The sequence below is a fragment of the Mycobacterium stomatepiae genome (assembly GCF_010731715.1).
Classification (GTDB): domain Bacteria; phylum Actinomycetota; class Actinomycetes; order Mycobacteriales; family Mycobacteriaceae; genus Mycobacterium; species Mycobacterium stomatepiae.
Genome location: NZ_AP022587.1, coordinates 5,094,014 through 5,113,696, shown reverse-complemented (window position 1 = coordinate 5,113,696; position 19,683 = coordinate 5,094,014). Strand labels below are relative to the sequence as shown.

Sequence of the window (19,683 nt, the reverse complement as noted above, 5' to 3'; positions counted from 1 at the left end):
TCTAGGTGCGCCTAACAACGTCAATATTGTGCCTGGGGCCGTCAAGGGATCGTAAGGATTGCGCCATCGCGCCCCGGCCGGGCGCACTGTGAAGTCATGGCATTGCTTGACATGCTGCCCTCGATCGGTCGGGCGGCGCCGCGTCGGCTCGATCCCGCGATCTGGCCTGCCACTACACATTCCGACGAGGAAGGCCGGCTCTGCATCGGCGACGTCCCGCTGTCGGACATCGCCGACGAGTTCCACACGCCCGCCTATGTGATCGACGAAACAGACTTCCGTTACCGGGCCCGTCGCTACCGCAAGGTGCTGCGCGACCCCGGAGTTTCTGAGATCGTCTACGCCGGAAAGTCTCTGCTGACCACGGCGGTGGCGCGCTGGGCCCGCGAAGAAGGCCTGGGTGTCGACGTCTGCTCGGCCGGTGAGCTGGCCGTCGCGTTGGCCGGCGGGGTGGACCCGACCCGGATCATCATGCACGGCAACGCGAAAACGCCCGACGAGTTGCAGCAGGCGGTTCAGGCCGGGGTCGGCCGTATCGTGCTGGACTCCTACATCGAGATCGCCTACCTGGCGGGATGCGCCCGTAAGAGCCAGCCGGTGCTGATCCGGGTGACCCCAGACATCGACATCCACGGGCACCGCGCGGTCACTACCGGCATCAGCGACCAGAAGTTCGGCTTCACCCTCGCGCAGGATCACGCCGCCGACGCGGTCAAGCGGGTGCTGGCGCACCCGATCCTCGATCTGGTCGGGCTGCACTGCCATATCGGTTCGCAGGTCACCGACCCCGCGCTGTACGGCGAGGCCATCCACCGGATGATCGCCGCGATGGCCGATATCCGTGCCCGGCACGGCGTCATCCTCACCGAGCTGAACATCGGCGGCGGCCACGCGATCCCGTATGTCCCGGGCGATCGCGAATTGGACATCGACGACCTGGCCGTCGTCATCGAAGACGCGCTGGACGAGGCCTGCGCCGCCGAGCATTTCCCGCGGCCGACCTTGGTGGTGGAACCCGGTCGCGCCATCAGCGGCCGGGCCGGCGTGACGCTGTATCGCGTCTGCTCGGTCAAGACACAGCCGGGTAGTCGCACCTTCGTCGCGGTCGACGGCGGCATGAGCGACAACCCGCGGGTGTCGTTGTACGGCGCCCAGTACACGGTCACGCTGGCCAATCGGCATTCGGTGGGGCTCAAGCAGCGGGTTACGGTCGCCGGCCGGCACTGTGAGGCGGGCGACGAGATCGCTCGCGATGTCGAGCTACCGATGGACCTGCATCCGGGCGACCTGCTGGCCGTGGCCTGCACCGGCTCGTATCACCACAGCATGGCGTCGAACTACAACATGGTGTGCCGGCCGCCGCTGGTGGCCGTCAAGGACGGTCGGGTCCGCCAATTGATTCGCCGGGAGACGGTCGCCGACCTGATGTCACGCGACTGCGGTTGAATTCGGCCTCGCGGGGCCACTCCGAATCGCCGAGCGTAAGCGCACTGCGAAAAATCGGCCCAAATATCGCAGTGGGCTTACGCTCGCGCAGCTCACTCGTCTTGCAGGCGGGGGTCGGACTCAAGATGTGTCAGGCCGTTCCACATCAGGTTGACCAGGTGCGCGGCGACGACTTCTTTCTTGGGCTCGCGGGTGTCGAGCCACCACTGCGCGGTCATCGACACCGAGCCCACCAACGCCTGGGCGTACAGCGGCGCCAAGTCCGAGTCCAGGCCGCGGCGGGCGAAGTCGCCGGCCAGGATCGAACTGACCTGGCTGACGGCGTCGTTGAGCAGGCTGGAATAGGTGCCGGCACTGATCGAGGCGGGCGAGTCGCGGATCATGATCCGGAAGCCGTCGGTGCGTTCCTCGACGTAGGTGAGCAGCGCCAGGGCGACGCGCTCGACGCGGACCCGGGACCGGTTGTTGGTCAGCGACGAGGTGATGCCGTCCAGCAGCGCCGACATCTCGCGGTCGACGACGACGGCGTACAGGCCCTCCTTGCCGCCGAAGTGCTCGTAGACGACCGGCTTGGACACGTTGGCGCGCTGCGCGATCTCCTCGATCGAGGTGCCCTCGTAGCCACGTTCGGCGAAAAGCGAGCGGGCGATGCCGATGAGTTGGTGTCGGCGCTCGGTGCCGGTCATCCGCGCGCGGGGAGCGCGTACTTCTTTATCCGGGGCGGCCACGTCAATCAGGGTATCGGTTTCCCCTGGTGAAATTGTCCGACTTTCCCGGGGGGCCGCCAATGGGTCTGACACCGCCCGGGTCGGATTGTCCGACTCCTCAGCAGACCGCAAGCGCTCCGCATCGTCGTCAGACTTGGGCTGGATTGTCCGACTCCTCAGCAGACCGCAAGCGCTCCGCATCGTCGTCAGACTAAAGTCTTGGTGGCGCGGTTGGCGTTAGCCGCCATCGGCCGTGATCTGCAGTCCGTCGTGGTGTAATCGGCAGCACCTCTGATTTTGGTTCAGATAGTTCAGGTTCGAGTCCTGGCGACGGAGCATCGGTTGCTTGTCTCACCGGGGGCACGGGTACGAGATTTTTGCCACCAGTGCAGGTGAATGACAGTCTTGACGACGTGGCGGCGCTGCGGCGGTCCGCCTTGCGTGGGACACAGCACGAGGAGAGTCGATGTCGTTTCGCGGTGACACTGCGGTCGTGGTGCTGGCGGCCGGGCCCGGCACCCGGATGCGCTCGGAGACCCCGAAGGTGCTGCACCGGCTGGCGGGCCGCAGCATGTTGGCACACTCGCTGCACGCGATCGCCAAGGTGGCGCCGCAGCGACTGGTCGTGGTGCTGGGCCACGAGCATCAGCGCATCGCGCCGATCGTCGCCGATCTCGCCGACACCCTCGGCCGTCCCATAGACGTCGCCCTGCAGGACCGTCCCCGCGGCACCGGCCACGCCGCGCTCTGCGGCCTGTCCGCGCTGCCGGAGGACTACGCCGGCGTCGTCGTGATCACCTCCGGCGATACCCCGCTGCTCGATTCCGACACCCTGGCAGACCTGATCGCGACCCACAACGCGATGTCGGCCGCCGCGACGGTGCTCACTACCACGCTGCCCGACCCGTTCGGCTACGGCCGCATCCTGCGCACCCAGGACGACCCCCAGCCAGGCCAAGTGATGGCGATCGTCGAGGAAGCCGACGCGAGCGCGTCGCAGCGCAAGATCGGCGAGGTCAACGCCGGCGTCTACGCCTTCGACGTCGCCGCCCTACGGTCGGCGCTGAGCCGGCTGAGCTCCAACAACGCCCAGCAAGAGCTCTACCTGACCGACGTCATCGCCATCCTGCGCGGCGACGGCCGGCCCGTGCACGCCCGGCACGTCGACGACAGCGCGCTGGTGGCCGGCGTGAACAACCGCGTCCAGCTCGCCGCGCTCGGCGCCGAACTCAACCGCCGCATCGTCGCCGCCCACCAGATGGCCGGGGTAACGGTGATCGATCCGGCCACCACCTGGATCGACGTCGACGTCACGATCGGGTGCGACACGGTCGTCCATCCCGGGACCCAGCTGCTCGGCCACACCCAGATCGGGGGCGGCTGTGTCGTCGGCCCGGACACCACGCTGACCGACGTCACGGTCGGCGACGGCGCATCGGTGGTCCGGACGCACGGGGATTCCGCGGCGATCGGCAGCGGCGCCACCGTCGGCCCATTTACCTTCCTGCGGCCTGGCACGGTGCTGGGCGCCGACGGCAAGCTCGGTGCCTTCGTCGAGGTGAAGAACGCCAACATCGGGACGGGTACCAAGGTGCCACACCTGACCTATGTCGGCGACGCCGACATCGGCGAGCACAGCAACATCGGGGCGTCCAGCGTGTTCGTCAACTACGACGGCGCGACGAAGCGGCGCACGACGGTCGGCTCGCACGTCCGCACCGGCTCAGACACGATGTTCGTCGCGCCGGTGACCGTCGGTGATGGCGCGTACACCGGGGCGGGCACGGTGCTGCGTGAGGATGTGCCGCCCGGTGCGCTGGCGGTTTCGGCGGGCCCGCAACGCAACATCGAGAACTGGGTGCAACGCAAACGTCCAGGCAGCGCCGCCGCGGAAGCCGCGGACAAGGCGGCCCAGCAATCGGCGACGGCCCCCGGCCCGCCCGAATCCGAATAGACACCATGAATTCGATGTCTGGTAACCCGGCAATCGTTCCGTACGATTCGCTACGTACGATGGGCATTTCCAATTTTGATCCCGATACGGCGGGGGCAGCACGGTGAGCCACGACTGGACCGATAATCGCAAAAATCTGATGCTGTTCTCCGGCCGGGCGCACCCCGAGCTGGCCGAGCAGGTCGCCAAGGAACTCGACGTCCACGTCACCGCGCAGACGGCGCGGGAGTTCGCCAACGGCGAGATCTTCGTGCGCTTCGACGAGTCGGTGCGCGGGTGCGACGCCTTCGTCCTGCAGTCCTGCCCGGACCCGGTGAACAACTGGCTGATGGAAGCGCTGATCATGATCGATGCGCTCAAGCGCGGCAGCGCCAAGCGGATCACCGCCGTGATGCCGTTCTATCCCTACGCCCGCCAGGACAAGAAGCATCGCGGCCGCGAGCCGATCTCGGCCCGGCTGGTCGCCGACCTGCTCAAGACCGCGGGGGCCGACCGGATCGTGACCGTCGACCTGCACACCGACCAGATCCAGGGTTTCTTCGACGGGCCGGTCGACCACATGCGCGGCCAGACCCTGCTGACCACCTACATCAAGGACAACTATCCCGACGGCAACATGGTCGTGGTCTCCCCCGACTCCGGGCGGGTGCGCATCGCCGAGAAGTGGGCCGACTCGCTCGGCGGCGTTCCGCTGGCCTTCATTCACAAGACCCGGGATCCGCGGGTGCCCAACCAGGTGGTCTCCAACCGCGTTGTCGGTGAAGTCGAGGGCCGCACCTGCGTGCTGATCGACGACATGATCGACACCGGTGGCACCATCGCCGGCGCCGTAAAGCTTTTGCTGCAGGACGGCGCGACCGACGTGATCGTCGCGGCCACCCACGGTGTGCTGTCGGATCCGGCCGCCGACCGGCTGGCCTCCTGCGGCGCCCGGGAGGTTATTGTCACGAACACGCTGCCGCTCGGCGAGGACAAGCGTTTTCCTCAGCTGACGATGTTGTCGATCGCGCCGTTGCTGGCGAGCACCATTCGCGCTGTCTTCGAAAATGGTTCGGTCACAGGGCTTTTCGACGGAGACGCTTAGATGGCCGAAGCTGTCATCTATCACAACCCCAAATGCAGTACTTCCCGCAAGACCTTGGATTTGTTGCGGGACAACGGTTTAGAACCCACCGTCGTCCAGTACCTGAAGACTCCCCCGTCGCGCGCCGAACTGGTGAAGATGATCCGCGACGCGGGCATCGATGTGCGGACCGCGGTGCGCAAACGTGAATCACTGTACACCGAACTGGGACTGGCCGACGCAACAGACGATCAACTGCTCGACGCGATGGCAGAGCATCCGATCCTGATCGAGCGCCCATTTGTCGTGACCGCGAAGGGCACCCGGCTGGCCCGTCCGATCGACGCGGTCCACGAGATTCTGTGAGACGGCTTCCAGCCGCTGTCGCGATCGCCGCGCTGACGGTGTGCGCGGTTGCTTGCGGGCCGAAAGCTCCTGACTACTCGACGGTTTGGACGACGAGTTCGACGGCAACGACCACCGCCACCGTCGAGCAGCCGGTCCCCCTGTCGCAGTATCTGAACAGCATCGGCGTGACGGGTAAGCAGGTAGCGCCGAGTGCCCTAACCGATTTGAAGGTGTCGATACCGACGCCGCCGGGCTGGTCACCGTTCACCGATCCGCATATCGCGCCCGAGACGGTGATCCTGGCCAAGGACAAGAAGTATCCGACCGCGCGGCTCGTGGTGTTCGCCCTGAACGGGGACTTCGACCCCGCGCAGGTCATCAAGCACGGCAACGACGACGCCCAATTGTTCGAGAACTTCAAGCAATTGGACTCCTCGATGGCGCCCTACAACGGGTTCCCCTCGGCGATGATCCAGGGCAGCTACAACGGCGAGAACGGCACCCGGCTGCACAGCTGGAACCGGATCGTGCTGCCTACCGGGTCGCCGCCGGCCAAGCAGCGCTACTTCGTGCAGCTGACCATCACCGGTTTGGCCGATCAGGCCGCCGCGCAGTCGACCGATGTCGACACGATCATCCACGGATTCGTCGTCGCCGCGAAGTGATCGGTCGCGGCACCTCGCCTCGCCGAGATTGCCGTCATGGTCGTGATCGCGGAGGTGGATTCAAGGTTTGGTTGCAACAGTTGTGTCTGTCGGGGTGGACAGTAGCTTGTTGAGGCGGTTGGTGGGGTTGTCCCAGTTGAAGCGTTTTCGGGGTCGTCCGTTGAGTTCGTCGGCGACGTAGGCGAGGTGTTCGGCGTCGTGCACCGAAAGGTCGGTGCCCTTTGGAAAGTATTGCCGTAGTAGGCCGTTGGTGTTCTCATTGCTACCGCGCTGCCAGGGTGAGTGGGGATCGCAGAAGTAAACCTCGATGCCGGTGTCGATGCTGATGCGGGCGTGGTGGGCCATTTCGTGGCGTTGGTCCCAGGTCACGGTGCGGCGCAAGGTGGCGGGCAGGTCTTTGACCGCGGCGATCATGGCCTCGGCGACGGCCTCGGCGCTACGGGTATGGGGTAGGTGCAGCAGTCGGACATATCCGGTGGAACGTTCAACCAGCGTGCCGATTTGAGAGGCCTGGTCCTTGCCGATGATCAGGTCTCCTTCCCAATGGCCTGGCACGGCGCGGTCGTTAGCTTCGGCGGGCCGCTCACTGATGTTGACCATGCCTTGGATACGGCCGCGGCCGTCACCGGCGCGGGCCCGTCGGCGCGGTTTACGCAACGCGCGCCCGGTGCGCAGGCATGTCCTCAGTTCCCGGCGCAGTTCTCCGCGCCCTTGCACGTAAAGCGCCTGGTAGATGGTTTCGTGGGACACCTGCATCTCCGGGCGGTCAGGATAGGTCGCGGTCAATACCCCGGCGATCTGTTCGGGGCTGTACTTGTTGACCAACAACGCTTGCACCTCGGCCCGCAATTGCTCACAGCGGCCCAACTTGCCGGTCTTGGGTCGACGCGCCCGTTGCTCGCTGCGCCGCTGAGCGATGCGCGCCGAGTAGCCCGACTTCGCGTCCCAACCGGCCCGGCGGGCCCCGAACCGATACCGGGCGCGATAACGGCCCACATGCCCTCGCATGACACCGTTGTGGGCAATCTCGCGCATGATCGTCGACGGCGCCCGGCCCAACCGGCGCGCCATCGAACGGATCGACTCACCGTGCGCGGTGCCGATCATGATCTGTTCACGCTCATCCGCCGACAGCCGCGGCCGTCGCTGTCCTTGAGGCTTTGACCATCGTGGATTCACACCACCAAACCTGCGAAACCACTTGCTACCGCACGTCGCCGACACGCCGACCGCCACCCCGGCATCCTCCGAGGACCATCCCGCAGCGATCAAATCCCAATACCGCCGCTGCACCACCAACAACTGAGGCTGACCCGTCATCAACACCCCTAACTACGAAGTGTTGCAACCACCCCTTGAACTCAAGGGAGGAATCGCAGCCATAGCGGCAATCTCGGCGCGGATAGTCAGCCGTGCCGGACGGCCTCCTGGACCAGCTGAACGCGTGAGGTCAGCCCGAGCTTCGCGTAGACGTGCGTGAGGTGGGACTGCACGGTACGCGGTGAGATGAACAGCCGGTCGCCACTCTCCTTGTTGCCCAGTCCTTCTGCGACCAGGCGCACGACGTCCTGCTCCATCGGGGTGAGCGATCCCCAGCCGCTGGCGGACCGCTTGCGCTGGCCTCGCCCGCGTTGCGCGTAGGCGATCGCCTCCTCGGTCGACAATGCGGCGCCCTCGGCCCAGGCCGCGTCAAAGTTCTTCTGCGCCAGAGCTTCTCGAACCTTGATCACCGCGGCATCGCTGCCTGCTTTATACATCGGGATACGAACGGCACCGGTGCGGCACCGAATACCAGATGCCGCGCCGAGTAGGCGCGCCGCGTAAGCGTTGTTGTCCTCGTCGACCGCCAGGCGGGCCAGGCATTCCAACGTGTCGGGAACCCGGAAACACGCCTGTGTGCCAGATGCGACCGTCAATGCCTCATGAGCATCACGTTCGGCCTGTTCGGAATCACCTTGTGCTAGTGCGACAAAGGCACGCACCGTCAGCGCAACCCCTCGCTGCGCGCCCGGAACTACCGCGACGGAGTCGTCGACCCAACGACGAGCAGCGACCAGATCTCCTTCTGCCAATGCGATTTCGGCGACGGGATTGAACCCCCGCAGGAAGACCTCCCGGATGGGAACGGTTTGGCGCCGGCTTTCCTCGGATGCCTGCCTGGCCGCCGCGGTGTCGCCGGCCGCCAGCGCCGCGTTGGCCGTCGCGGCATATACCGCATCGCCGTAATAGCCGCCCAACGCCTCGGCGGCCGTAAGCGCTGCCCGCGCCGCCAGGCCAGCGGGACCAGCGTCCCCCTTGAAGGCGAGCACGTTCGCATGAACCACCTGCGCGAAAACCGTCATGGTGAGGTCGCCGCTTTCCTCGGCCTCCGCGATGAGGCACCGCATGACCTCGTCGGCGCCGGCCAGATCTCCCAACAACCCCAACGCCGTGCCCAGCCAGACGCGGCAACCGCACGACATGAAGCGATCGCCGAGCGCGTCGGCCAGATCTCGTCCCTCCTCGCCCGCCACGCGGGCCTGAACCGGCTCGCCCGCGTAGGCGCCCAACATCGCCTGATAGCTGTAGATTTCGCACAAAGTCCACCGATCGCCGCGGGCGCGAACCAAGTCGATCGCCTCGGCGAGGCTGGATTGGCCCATCTCGGCGCCGTAGGCCCCGAGCATTCCGCATGCGATAAGGGTGTGGACAAGCAGTCCCGGGTCGTCCAGCTGACGGGCGAGAGCCAGCGCCTCCCCCGCCCGAGGGAGGTCGGTGGATGTCACCGACCACACCGCCAGGGTGGCGTGCTCGGCGACGGCACGCACCCATACCTCGGGGGCGACGCGAGCACGGTCCAGGTCGTCCAGTACGGCGCCCAACCCGGCCGCCGCCTCTCGAGAGCGACCGCTGCGCAGCCAGAATCGGCGCAAGTCGAACACCAGCCGTAGCGCCGCCTCCGGATCGGAGCGCTCACGGCTCCATGCAAAGGCGGCGCGCAAATTCTCCATTTCGGTGTCGGCCCAATCGATCAAAGGCTCGTCGTCCGGGCGACCACGCGCGGCCAGGTGCGTCGCGGTGGCGGCGTAATAGTCGCGGTGCCGGGTTCGCGCGTCGTCTGCCTCACCCGACTCCATCAGCTTTTCCTGAGCATATTGACGTACCGTCTCCAACAGCCGGTAACGCATTCCGGCCCCGGTGTCCTCGGCCACCACCAATGATTTGTCGACCAAAAGACCGAGTTGGTCCAGCAATTGGTAGCTCTCGACGTCGCTGCTGGCGCCGACGGCCTGAGCCGCGTCCAGGTCGAACCCGCCGACAAATGCCGCCAGCCGCCGGAACAACACCTGCTCGGGTTCGGTGAGCAGCGCGTGCGACCAGTCCACCGACGTGCGGGCACCGCCGGTCAACAAGCGGAACCGGTCGTGGAGACTGTCCACGATCTGGGGCAGCGACAGCGCCCGAATCCGTGCCGCGGCAAGCTCGATCGCCAATGGCATTCCGTCGAGACGCTCGCAGATCTCACGCACCTGCGCGGTATTGGTCTCCGTCACAACGAAATTCGGGCGAGCGCGCCGCGCGCGGTCGGCGAACAATTCGATCGCCTGGTCGGCAAGCGGCAGCGACGGCACCCGCCAGCTGAGCTCGCCGGGCACACCCAGCGGCTCGCGGCTGGTGGCCAGAATCGTCAATTGCGGGCAGGCGGCCAGTAACTCGACCACCAAAGCGCCGCACGCGTCGAGTAGGTGCTCACAGTTGTCCAGCAACAGCAGCATCTTCTTGTCGCCGTAGAACCGCACCAGCAACTCCATAGTCGACCGGCCCGGCTGATCCGGGAGCCCCAGGGTGCGCGCCACGCTCACCGGCGCGACCGCGGGATTGGTGATTGGCGCCAGGTCGACGTACCAGAGGCCATCTACGAACTCAGAAGTCAGTTGCGCGGCGACCTCGATCGCCAGTCGGGTCTTGCCCGCGCCCCCGGCGCCGGTCAACGTCACCAACCGGTTGTCCGCCATCAGCCCCCGCAGCTCTGCCATTTCGGCTTGCCGCCCAATGAAATTCGTCAGCTGTGCCGGGAGGTTGTGCGACGCAACGGCGGTACGCACCCGCAGCGGTGGGAATTCGTCCGGCACGTCGGGATGGCACAGCTGCACCACCCGCTCCAGGCGCGGCAGATCCCGCAACGGGTAACTGCCCAGATCGGTCAGCCATGCCCCGTCGGGCAAGCGCTCGGCGACCAGCGATTCGGTCACCCCGGACAGCAGCGTCTGCCCGCCATGGCCCAGATCCCGCAGCCGCGCCGTCCGATTGATCGTCGGCCCCGCGTAGTTGGACTCGTCGCGCAGCTGGACCTCACCGGTGTGCAGCCCGATGCGCAGCTTGATCGGTGCCAGTGGCGTGCGCTGCAGCGCAAGCGCACATGCCACCGCATCGGAGGCGCGGGCGAAAGCGGCCACGAAGCTGTCGCCCTCCCCCTGCTCGACCGGGCGCGCCCCACCGAAAGCGGGAACGGCGTCGTCGACGGCGCGGTTCAACTGCGCGAGCGCGACGGTCATCTTCTCGGGTTGGGTCTCCCAGAGCCGCGTCGAGCCCTCGACATCGGCCAGCAGCAATGTCACCGTTCCGGTCGGCAGCAACTCGCCCACACCCAAATCGCTCCAGGTTAACGGCGGAATCTCCGCGTGTTGGCTCATGTTAGTCAGCATTGCGGCAGGCGTGAAGCAAAACATCGGCGTGAGCGCGTAGATCCGGACCGCCGGGCGCGCATATCTACGACATGCGCCGCGCGGATCTACGCTTTACGGCGGATGGTCTTGATTGCTCGGCGCCGGATAGTCGATTGCCATGACCACTTTGATCAGCGACTGCCCGAGCGTCTTCGACGCCGGATTGCCCATCGTCGACTACGACCAGCTCATCGATCCCGACGACGCGCACCGCGTGCTGGCCGACGCGAGAAGCCGGGCCCCGATCGCGATGGGCCGCTTCGGGCCGGAGGTGCTGAGCTACGAACTGGTCCGAACGGTGCTGCGTGACAACCGGTTCGTCACCGCGCAGGGCCTCGGACTCGACGCGCAAGGCGTCACGTCAGGCCCGCTGTGGGACCGGGCGACCGCCAACATCCTTGGCCTCGACGGCGGCGTGCACCGTCGACTGCGCCGACTGCTGTCGAAGGCGTTCGCGCCCCGTGCCGCCGAACGGCTGCGCGACCTCGCGGCCGAACTCGTCGACGTCCTCGTCGACCCGTTCACCTCGACCGGGCGCTGCGACGTCGTCGCCGACATCGCCCAGGGCTACCCGACGCCGGTGATCTGCGCGCTGCTGGGCGCACCGGCGCGGGACTGGCAGCTGTTCTCGGGCTGGGTCAACGACATCAAGAAGATCTTCGAATGGAACATCGCCGAGGACGAGCCGTTGATCCTGACCGCCTGGAGCGAGCTGGACGCCTACCTCGAAGACCTGATCGCCCAACGCCGCGACTCGCTGACCGACGACCTGATCTCCGATCTGATTCGCGCCGAGGATGACGGAGATCGGCTCACGCACGACGAGCTGGTGATGCTGTCCGGCACCCTGCTCGGCGCGGGCACCGACACCACCCGCAACCAGCTGGCCGCCGCGGTCGAGGCGCTGGCCGCCCACGCCGACCAATGGGCGCTGCTGGCCCGGCAACCGGAACTGGCACCCGATGCCGTCCACGAGTTGATGCGTTACCGGCCAATCATTTTCGGCACTCTGCGACGCGCCGCCGAGGACGTCGAGCTCGCCGGTGTCCGCATCCCGGCCGACACGCTGGTGGCCGTCAACACCGCCGCGGCCAACCGCGACCCGGACGTCTACGACCAACCCCACCGGCTCGACATCACCCGCCGCGATGCGGCGCCCATGCTCAATTTCGGTGGCGGCGTGCACTATTGCCTCGGCGCGCACCTGGCGCGGCTGGAATTGACCGAGGCCCTACGCGTCATCACCGCCCGCATGCCCAACGCCCGCCAGACCGGCCCGAGCCCCTGGCGCGGCATGGCGGGCATCACCGGACCCGTGACTGTGCCCCTGGAGTTCGACGCCGGGCACTAGAGCACACTGGGGCCATGACTGACTGGACCGCCGCCGATCTGCCGTCGTTCGCTGGGCGCACCGTGATCGTCACCGGCGCCAACAGCGGGCTCGGTGCGATCACCGCCCGCGAGCTGGCCCGAGTCGGCGCCAACGTCATCCTGGCCGTGCGCACCCCGAGCAAGGGCGAGGCCGCCGCCGCTTCCATGACCGGTGACGTGGAGGTGCGCCGGCTGGATCTGCAGGACCTGGCGTCGGTGCGGCAATTCGCCGGCGGGATCGATCAGGCCGACGTGCTGATCAACAACGCCGGCATCATGGCCGCCCCGTTCGGGCTGACCGCCGGCGGCTTCGAGAGTCAGATGGGCACCAACCACTTCGGTCATTTCGCGCTGACCAACCTGTTGCTTCCCAAGCTCACCGACCGGGTGGTCACGCTGACCTCGATGGCGCACTGGGCCGGCCGCATCGACTTCGAAGACCTCAACTGGAAGAACCGGCGGTACTCGCCGTGGCTGGCCTACAGCCAGTCGAAGCTGGCCAACCTGCTGTTCACCACCGAGCTGCAGCGACGCCTCAAGCTGGCCGGTGCGCCGCTGCGCTCGATGGCGGCCCATCCCGGCTACTCGCACACCAACCTGCAGGGCGCCACCGGGCGCAAGCTGGGCGACGCGCTGATGGTCGCTGCCACCCGGGTGGTGAGCACCAGCGCCGATTTCGGTGCGCAGCAAACGCTGTACGCCGCATCGCAAGACCTGCCGGGCGACACCTTCATCGGCCCCAAATTCGGCTGCGTCGGCCGAACTCAACCCGTTAGCCGCAGCCGTCGGGCACAGGATCTGACCGCCGCGACCGCGCTGTGGGACGTGTCCGAGCAGCTCACCGACACCAAATTTCCGCTCTGAGGTGCCGATGCGCTAGCCTGGCCGGGCGTCACGGCGAGGGTGGCAGGCGTCTAGCCAGCACCGTTATCGACGGAGACCGACTTATGTCGCGACCCTAGCCGTGCCTGGAAAACTTAGGTACAGAGCACACAGGAGCGACACGATGGCTAAGAAGTCCGCAGTCAACCAACTCACGGTCACGGTGCGAACCGAGACGGGCAAGGGCGCGTCCCGGCGAGCCCGCCGCGAGGGCAAGATTCCCGCCGTCCTCTATGGCCACGGCACCGACCCCCAGCACCTGGAATTGCCCGGGCACGACTTCGCCGCCGTACTCCGTCACGCCGGTACCAACGCGGTACTGACCCTGGACATCGCCGGTAAGGAACAGCTCGCGCTGACCAAGTCGCTCGACATCCACCCGATCCGCCGCAACATTCAGCACGCCGATCTGCTGGTCGTGCGTCGCGGCGAGAAGGTCGTCGTCGAAGTCACGGTCGTGGTCGAGGGTGAGGCCGGACCGGACACCCTGGTCACCCAGGAGACCAACACCATCGAGATCGAGGCCGAGGCCCTGTCGATTCCCGAGCAGCTGACGGTGTCGGTCGAGGACGCCGAACCGGGCACCCAGTTCACCGCCGGGCAGATCCCGCTGCCGTCGGGCGTCAGCCTGATCTCCGACCCGGAGATGCTGGTGGTGAACGTGGTGAACGCGCCGACCGCCGCCGACCTCGAGGAAGAGGGCGCGGGCGACACGGGCGAGGCCGCAGAAACCGCCGCAGCGGAGGCTGGCGAAGCCGAGGCCTCCGAAGACGAGTCCGAGTAGGCGGTCGTCGACGTGGCCGAACCGCTTTTGGTGGTCGGCCTGGGCAATCCCGGAGACAATTACGCCCGGACCCGGCACAACCTCGGGTTCATGGTGGCCGACCTGCTCGCCGCCCGGTTGGGCTCAAAGTTCAAGGTGCACAAGCGCTCCGGCGCCGAGGTGGTCAGCGGCCGGCTCGCGGGGCACTCGGTGCTGGTGGCCAAGCCGCGCTGCTACATGAACGAGTCCGGCCGCCAGGTCGGTCCGCTGGCCAAGTTCTACTCGGTGGCGCCGGCCGACATCGTCGTCATCCACGACGAGCTTGACCTCGACTTCGGTCGCATCCGGCTCAAGATCGGCGGTGGCGAAGGCGGCCACAACGGGCTGCGTTCGGTGGCCTCGGCGTTGGGCACCAAGGATTTTCAGCGGGTGCGCATCGGGATCGGGCGTCCGCCGGGACGCAAGGACCCGGCGGCTTTCGTGCTGGAGACGTTCACCGCCGCCGAGCGGCCGGAGATTCCGACGATCTGCGAGCAGGCGGCCGACGCCACCGAGTTACTGATCGAAATGGGGCCAGAGCCCGCGCAGAACCGCGTGCACGCCTGGTAGTCCGCGGCGAAAACGGACCAGCTACCTGGTGACCAGGGTGACGGAGTTGGACCGGCGCAGCTTGCCGGACGGGGTCTTCGGGATAGTCCCGGGACCGAGCACGACCACGTTACGGGGCCGCATGTCGACCTCTTTGAGCACCTCGCGGGCGACCTCGTGCTCCATCCGGCGCACCTCGGCCGGGTCCTGGAAGGCGTTGGACTCGACCGCGACCGCGAACGTCTCGCGCGAGTGGCCGGCATCCAGCCGGACCGCGACGGCGCAGCCGGGGCGGACACCGTCGACGCGGCAGGCGGCCCGCTCGATGTCGGTCGGGTAGATGTTGCGGCCAGCCATGATGATGACGTCCTTGACGCGGCCGCAGACCACGATGTGGCCGTTCTCATCGATGTATCCGAGGTCGCCGGTGTCGTACCAGCCGTGCTCGTCCTGGGCCGAGAGGAAACCGCCCATCGTCAGGTAGCCCGGGGTCAGCGACTCGCCGCGCAGCTCGATGACGCCGACACCGCGCGGGGCCATCACGTTGCCCTGCTCGTCGATGATGCGGGCCTCGAGGTCCTTCAACAGCGGACCGAGCGTGGCCAGCCGGCGGGTGTTGCCCTTGGTCGCGGGCACGGCCCGGCGCAGCGCGGCCAGCAGGTCGGCGTCCACCTCGTCGACGACGAGGCCGGCGTTGCACTCCGAGAACGACACCGCCAGCGTCGTCTCGGCCATGCCGTAGGCCGGCAGGATCGCCGAGGACCTCAGGCCGAACGGCTTGCCCGCGTCCAGCAGGTCCTCGACGTCGGCGGGCTCCACGGGCTCGGCGCCGGACAGGGCGAAGCGCAGCGTCGACAGGTCGAAGTCACCCGGCTTGGCGTTGCGGCGCAGCCGCTTGGCCAGCAGCGCGTAGGCGAAGTTGGGCGCCGCGGTCATGGTGCCCTTGTACTTGTCGATCAGCTTGGCCCACAGCAGCGCGTCGCGCAGAAAATCCATCGGCGTGACCTTGACCAGCTCCGCGCCGAAGTACATCGGGATGGTGAGGAACCCGACCATGCCCATGTCGTGGAAGCACGGGAGCCAGCTGACCATCACGTCGTTGTCGATGTCGTACTGCGCGCCGATGAACATCGCCTCGGCATTGGAGTAGATGTTGCGGTGGGTGATCTGGACGGCCTTCGGCGAGCCGGTCGAACCCGACGTCAGCTGCATCAGCGCCAGATCGCCCTCGCCGACCTCGATCGGGTCGATCGGGTCCGAGGCCAGCAGGTCGGTGACGGTCAGGACTTTGATGCCCTTCTCCTCCAGCACCGGAATCGCCACCAGGAACGGCTCGGAGACGATGACGACCTTCGCCTCGATCATGCCGATGACGTTCATCGTGTCCTCGGCCCACACGGCCAGGTCCGTACGCGGAGTGGGCTGGTGGAGCATGGTCAGGCTGGCTCCGCGCAGCCAGAGGCCCTGCGCAGTCGGAGCGATCTCTACCGGGAAGCCGGCGAGCACGCCGACGGTGTCGCCGAGTCCGATGCCCGCGGCGGCCAGACCGCCCGCGATACGGCGGGCGCGCTCGTGGACCTCACCCCAGGTGTGGCGAACAGGCTCGTGGGGTTCGCCGGTGACCATGCCCTTCTTCGAAATGTGGGCATTGTGGACCATCTTCTCGGTAAACCTGCTCACGCAAACCTCCTCGGTTCCGGCGCTATCCGCAAGATCCGGATTTTCATGTTCCGCTCGCGAGGCAAGACTTTGCAGCAGGCGCGCGAGCACAGTTGGGAAGCGGTTAGATCTCGAAATAATGATTGGCCAGCAACCCGGTGTCCGGTTGCCTGATCGGCACGACGACCCCGGCCCGCGAAGTCCGGCCAGCATCGATCAATCGGCCGTCCACCGCGACTTCCGGCGGACGGCCAGACCGAATGCTCGAGCTGATCGATAGTCGTCACCGCGAGTCATCTTAAACTCCTCTTAAGTAACAACCCACCATTTCAGCGATTTGAGTCGGATTTCACAGCTTGTTCAGTCGTCGGTCATCGGTGTCGGGACCACGCGGGCGCCCGGCACCGGACCGCTGGCGACCCGCACCGTGCGGCACACACCGGCCCCCGACAGCTGCGTGCCGACATCGACCGCCGAGCTCGCTGACGTGCACAGAAATGCGCACGTGGGGCCCGAACCGGACACGATGCCGGCCAGCGCACCCGCCTCTTCGCCGGCCCGCAGCGTCCGCCGCAACCCCGGATTCAGGCTGACCGCCGCCGCCTGCAATTCATTGCCCAGCAGCGGCGCCAGCTGCTCGGGATCACCGGCGGCCAGCGCCCCCAGCACCGGCCCGGGCTCGGCGAGTCGCGGTGTGTCGGCCGATTCCCGGAGCCGGTCGAGTTCGCCGAACACCGCCGGGGTTTGCAGCTCGCCGTAGGCGAAAGCCAGCACCCAGTGAAAGGTGTTCCGGGACAGCACGGTGGCCAGCTCCTCGCCCCGCCCGGTGCCCAGCGCCGTGCCGCCGTGCAGCGCGAACGGCACATCGCTGCCCAGCCGCGCGGCCAGCATGCGCAGATCGCGGCGCGGCACGTTGAGTTCCCACAGCGAGTTCATCGCGACCAGCACCGCCGCAGCGTCGGCGCTGCCGCCCGCCATGCCGCCGGCCACCGGGATGGATTTGTCGATCATGATCGAGACGTCGGGCGCGCGACCGACGTGTTCGGCCATCAGCTCGGCGGCCTGCCAGGCCAGGTTGCGTTCGTCGGTGGGCAGCTTGTCGGCGCCCTCGCCGACCAGCTGGAGCGACAACACGTCGGCATTGCGCACCGTGAGCTCGTCGAGCAGCGAGACGGCCTGAAAGACCGTCGTCAGCTCGTGATAGCCGTCGTCGCGACGATCGCCAACCTCGAGGTACAGGTTGACCTTTCCGGGCACCCGAACAGTGACAGACCCGGTGGGAACCCACTGCGCAGCGGTGTTGCCGCCGAACTCGGACACCGCAGCAGACTATCGCTGCGCGCCGCCAACCACACGCAACGGCGCCGGGCTCAGCCGCCGAAGGCCTGCGGCTGTGCCGGGTCGCCGGACCGTCGCAGCAGCCGCACGAAGTCGTCGATGGACAGCGTCTCGCCGCGGCGGGCGGGATCAATGCTGGCCGCCAGCAACCGATTTGCCGATTCGCTGCCCGAGCCCGCCCACTCGGAGAACGCGTTGCGCGACGTCTTGCGCCGCTGGGCGAAGGCGATGTCGACCAGTTCGAACACCTGGCGCCGGAAGGTTTCGTCGGTGGGCCACGGCGCGGTGTCGTAGCGGTCGATGCGGACCAGCCCCGAATACACCCGGGGCACCGGCCAGAACACGTTCGGCGAAACCATGCCGCACCTGCGGACCCGTCCGAAGAAGCGCACCTTCACGCTGGGTACGCCGTACTCCTTGCCGCCCGGCTCGGCGGCCAGTCGCTCGGCGACCTCCGCTTGCACCATCACGGTCACGGTCGCCAAAGACGGAAATTCGGCCAGCAGATGCAGCAGCGCCGGCACCGCGACGTTGTAGGGCAGGTTGGCGACTAAGGCTGTTGGGCCCGACGGCTCCGGGGCCAGCTCGTCGCGGCGCAGGTTCAGCACGTCGCGGTTGAGCACGGTCAGCCGCTGGATCTCGCTGTGCGAGTGCTCGGCGACGGTCCGCGGCAGCCGCTCGGCCAGCACCGGGTCGATTTCGATGGCGGTGACGGTGGCGCCGCGGTCGAGCAGCGCCAGCGTGAGCGAACCGAGACCCGGGCCGACTTCCAGGACGTGATCGGCCCGACCGATTCCGGACGTCGAAACTATCCGCCGGACCGTATTGGCATCGTGGACAAAGTTCTGCCCCAACGATTTTCGTGGCCGAAACTCAAGTTCTTTGGCCAGCCGCCTGATATCGGTGCGTCCGAGCAGCTGGATCGTCAGCGCGCACCAGCTCGTCCGCTGCACACCGGCCAGGCACCCCACCCCTGGCGCTCCCTGGTCACCTCGGCGACGGTAATCTGCTCGTCCCGGCTGGCGAGATCGGCGCGGGCGGCGAACCGCAACCCGCCGTTACGCTCCCAGGTGCTCTGGTCGAACTGGACGCCGCCGTAGTAGCCGTTGCCGGTGTTGATCGCCCAGTTTCCGCCGGCCTCGCAGCTGGCGATGGCATCCCAGATGGACCCGTCGGTCACCGGAGGCACCTCGGTTCCGGGCTTGGTGCCCACCCGCACCACGGAGTCGCGGGCGGGCGCGATCACGATGTTGGCGATCGGCAGCCGGCCGGTCTCCACGCCGTTGACCGTGGCCACCGCGTAGGTCACATCCTGCGTGCCCGGGCTACCCGGGTCCTCGACGACCTGGCGGCTCATGTTCATGTCGGGGTCTTCGACGCGGCGCGCGTTGGGCGGCAACGGGACTCGCTCGGTGATCCTCTCGATGCGGTTGCGCGTCACCTGGATCTGCATGCCGTCGACGATCGGCGCGGTCGCGGCGGGCGTTACCTGGTCGCTGTCCTGCAGCGGGACGCCGGCGGCGTTGAGCAAACCCGCGACGTTCGGCGCCGGAAGATGCACCATCCGGATCGTGCCGCCGTCGTTGATCTGGACGGTCTTGGCGCTGACGACCGGCAGGGCCATGCCGGCCAGCGGGACCCGGCTGGCGCGCGAGGCGGCGGCGGGGGCGGTATCGGTCATCGCGAGTTGGGCCAGCGCCTCGTCGACCGTGGACGCCGTCGTCCACACCTGCTTGGTGTCGCGGCCGTCCAGCGAGATCTGCAACGGCCGGCTGCGGCGCAGCGTGATCTTGTCGGCGTTGTGGATCTGGACATCGGCGGCGGGGTACAGATCGTCGCGCTGGTCGACGACGTAGCCGTTCTCTTCGACGATGTCGATCACTTTCGACTTCATCGTCGTCACCCGCATCGCGATGCCGTCGACGGTCAATGTCACCGTCTTGGACACCGAGACCGCGAAGCCGCCGGCTAAGGCGAGTACGACAAGCAGTCCTCCGACGACCAGGCGCAGCAGCGCCGACGGGGTCTGATGAAGCCTTGCCAATACCGACAAACGCGCGTCTACCCCGAGCTCAGCAACCACTTAGCGACCTACCCAGCAGCATTAGACAACAGTGCAATAAACCAACGATTCGACCACAAGACGGTAACGAACCGGTCAACCTGGAGCAACTCCGGCACGAATGTGTTGTG

At 67.1% G+C, this 19,683-nt stretch carries 16 protein-coding genes and 1 tRNA gene; 10 read left to right on the top strand and 7 right to left on the bottom strand.

What is annotated here, in order from left to right:
* Window positions 1–96 precede the first annotated feature (96 nt).
* A complete protein-coding gene (gene lysA, locus G6N54_RS24395) occupies window positions 97–1,446 on the top strand; it encodes a diaminopimelate decarboxylase (protein WP_163792754.1) in 1,350 nt (449 codons plus the stop codon).
* A gap of 92 nt (window positions 1,447–1,538) precedes the next feature.
* On the opposite strand, the gene G6N54_RS24390 is transcribed toward lysA, so the two are convergent.
* Window positions 1,539–2,132, bottom strand: coding sequence for a TetR/AcrR family transcriptional regulator (locus G6N54_RS24390; RefSeq protein WP_163794946.1), 594 nt, complete (start codon window positions 2,130–2,132; stop codon window positions 1,539–1,541).
* A gap of 285 nt (window positions 2,133–2,417) precedes the next feature.
* On the opposite strand from G6N54_RS24390, the gene G6N54_RS24385 reads away from it, so the two are divergent.
* The 5 genes from G6N54_RS24385 (at window position 2,418) to G6N54_RS24365 (ending at window position 6,183) form a co-directional block, all read left to right on the top strand.
* Window positions 2,418–2,489: transfer RNA gene (locus tag G6N54_RS24385), tRNA-Gln, on the top strand.
* Window positions 2,490–2,619: 130 nt separating this feature from the next.
* The gene (glmU, locus tag G6N54_RS24380; protein ID WP_163792752.1) at window positions 2,620–4,107 is read left to right on the top strand and encodes a bifunctional UDP-N-acetylglucosamine diphosphorylase/glucosamine-1-phosphate N-acetyltransferase GlmU; all 1,488 of its coding nucleotides are present in this window, start codon (window positions 2,620–2,622) and stop codon (window positions 4,105–4,107) included.
* Window positions 4,108–4,210: 103 nt separating this feature from the next.
* Window positions 4,211–5,191 carry a ribose-phosphate diphosphokinase gene (locus G6N54_RS24375; protein ID WP_163792749.1) on the top strand — a complete coding sequence of 327 codons (981 nt, stop codon included), beginning with the start codon at window positions 4,211–4,213 and terminating at the stop codon, window positions 5,189–5,191.
* Window positions 5,192–5,536 (top strand): arsenate reductase (glutaredoxin), encoded by a 345-nt coding sequence (arsC, locus tag G6N54_RS24370; RefSeq protein ID WP_163792746.1) that lies wholly within the window; start codon window positions 5,192–5,194, stop codon window positions 5,534–5,536. It begins immediately after the preceding gene.
* A complete protein-coding gene (locus G6N54_RS24365; protein ID WP_163792744.1) occupies window positions 5,533–6,183 on the top strand; it encodes an LpqN/LpqT family lipoprotein in 651 nt (216 codons plus the stop codon). The genes arsC and G6N54_RS24365 overlap by 4 nt, the downstream gene beginning before the upstream one ends.
* A 60-nt stretch (window positions 6,184–6,243) precedes the next feature.
* Here G6N54_RS24365 and G6N54_RS24360 read toward each other — a convergent pair whose 3' ends face one another.
* Complete coding sequence (locus tag G6N54_RS24360; RefSeq protein ID WP_456299234.1) at window positions 6,244–7,503, bottom strand: IS30 family transposase; 1,260 nt, start codon at window positions 7,501–7,503, stop codon at window positions 6,244–6,246.
* Between the two features lie 86 nt (window positions 7,504–7,589).
* Window positions 7,590–10,868, bottom strand: a complete 3,279-nt coding sequence (locus tag G6N54_RS24355; protein WP_179969122.1) for a LuxR family transcriptional regulator — start codon at window positions 10,866–10,868, stop codon at window positions 7,590–7,592.
* Between the two features lie 139 nt (window positions 10,869–11,007).
* Here G6N54_RS24355 and G6N54_RS24350 point away from each other — a divergent pair, with 139 nt between their 5' ends.
* The 4 genes from G6N54_RS24350 to pth all read left to right on the top strand — a co-directional run bounded on the left by G6N54_RS24350 (window position 11,008) and on the right by pth (window position 14,514).
* Window positions 11,008–12,240: a cytochrome P450 gene (locus tag G6N54_RS24350; protein WP_163792740.1), complete on the top strand. Its 1,233-nt coding sequence runs from the start codon at window positions 11,008–11,010 to the stop codon at window positions 12,238–12,240.
* A gap of 14 nt (window positions 12,241–12,254) precedes the next feature.
* Complete coding sequence (locus tag G6N54_RS24345; protein ID WP_163792738.1) at window positions 12,255–13,124, top strand: oxidoreductase; 870 nt, start codon at window positions 12,255–12,257, stop codon at window positions 13,122–13,124.
* A 142-nt stretch (window positions 13,125–13,266) separates the two neighbouring features.
* On the top strand, window positions 13,267–13,926 hold the full coding sequence (locus G6N54_RS24340) for a 50S ribosomal protein L25/general stress protein Ctc (RefSeq protein ID WP_163792736.1): 660 nt from the start codon (window positions 13,267–13,269) through the stop codon (window positions 13,924–13,926).
* Between the two features lie 12 nt (window positions 13,927–13,938).
* Window positions 13,939–14,514 carry an aminoacyl-tRNA hydrolase gene (gene pth, locus G6N54_RS24335; protein WP_163792734.1) on the top strand — a complete coding sequence of 192 codons (576 nt, stop codon included), beginning with the start codon at window positions 13,939–13,941 and terminating at the stop codon, window positions 14,512–14,514.
* 21 nt (window positions 14,515–14,535) lie between these two features.
* On the opposite strand, the gene G6N54_RS24330 is transcribed toward pth, so the two are convergent.
* From G6N54_RS24330 to G6N54_RS24315, 4 genes are all read right to left on the bottom strand, one after another.
* Window positions 14,536–16,173 carry a fatty acyl-AMP ligase gene (locus G6N54_RS24330; protein WP_163792732.1) on the bottom strand — a complete coding sequence of 546 codons (1,638 nt, stop codon included), beginning with the start codon at window positions 16,171–16,173 and terminating at the stop codon, window positions 14,536–14,538.
* 339 nt (window positions 16,174–16,512) lie between these two features.
* Window positions 16,513–17,472 (bottom strand): 4-(cytidine 5'-diphospho)-2-C-methyl-D-erythritol kinase, encoded by a 960-nt coding sequence (locus tag G6N54_RS24325; protein WP_163792730.1) that lies wholly within the window; start codon window positions 17,470–17,472, stop codon window positions 16,513–16,515.
* Window positions 17,473–17,522: 50 nt separating this feature from the next.
* Window positions 17,523–18,452, bottom strand: coding sequence for a 16S rRNA (adenine(1518)-N(6)/adenine(1519)-N(6))-dimethyltransferase RsmA (rsmA, locus tag G6N54_RS24320; protein ID WP_276056951.1), 930 nt, complete (start codon window positions 18,450–18,452; stop codon window positions 17,523–17,525).
* A complete protein-coding gene (locus G6N54_RS24315; RefSeq protein ID WP_197939612.1) occupies window positions 18,416–19,543 on the bottom strand; it encodes a resuscitation-promoting factor in 1,128 nt (375 codons plus the stop codon). The genes rsmA and G6N54_RS24315 overlap by 37 nt, the downstream gene beginning before the upstream one ends.
* Window positions 19,544–19,683: the final 140 nt, after the last annotated feature.

Excerpts from the sequence above, each read along its gene's own strand:
- lysA (WP_163792754.1), top strand. The coding sequence starts at position 97 with ATGGCATTGCTTGACATGCTGCCCTCGATCGGTCGGGCGGCGCCGCGT.
- G6N54_RS24360 (WP_456299234.1), bottom strand. The coding sequence starts at position 7,503 with ATGACGGGTCAGCCTCAGTTGTTGGTGGTGCAGCGGCGGTATTGGGAT.
- arsC (WP_163792746.1), top strand. The coding sequence starts at position 5,192 with ATGGCCGAAGCTGTCATCTATCACAACCCCAAATGCAGTACTTCCCGC.
- G6N54_RS24340 (WP_163792736.1), top strand. The coding sequence starts at position 13,267 with ATGGCTAAGAAGTCCGCAGTCAACCAACTCACGGTCACGGTGCGAACC.
- G6N54_RS24345 (WP_163792738.1), top strand. The coding sequence starts at position 12,255 with ATGACTGACTGGACCGCCGCCGATCTGCCGTCGTTCGCTGGGCGCACC.
- G6N54_RS24390 (WP_163794946.1), bottom strand. The coding sequence starts at position 2,132 with ATGACCGGCACCGAGCGCCGACACCAACTCATCGGCATCGCCCGCTCG.
- glmU (WP_163792752.1), top strand. The coding sequence starts at position 2,620 with ATGTCGTTTCGCGGTGACACTGCGGTCGTGGTGCTGGCGGCCGGGCCC.
- G6N54_RS24350 (WP_163792740.1), top strand. The coding sequence starts at position 11,008 with ATGACCACTTTGATCAGCGACTGCCCGAGCGTCTTCGACGCCGGATTG.
- G6N54_RS24355 (WP_179969122.1), bottom strand. The coding sequence starts at position 10,868 with ATGCTGACTAACATGAGCCAACACGCGGAGATTCCGCCGTTAACCTGG.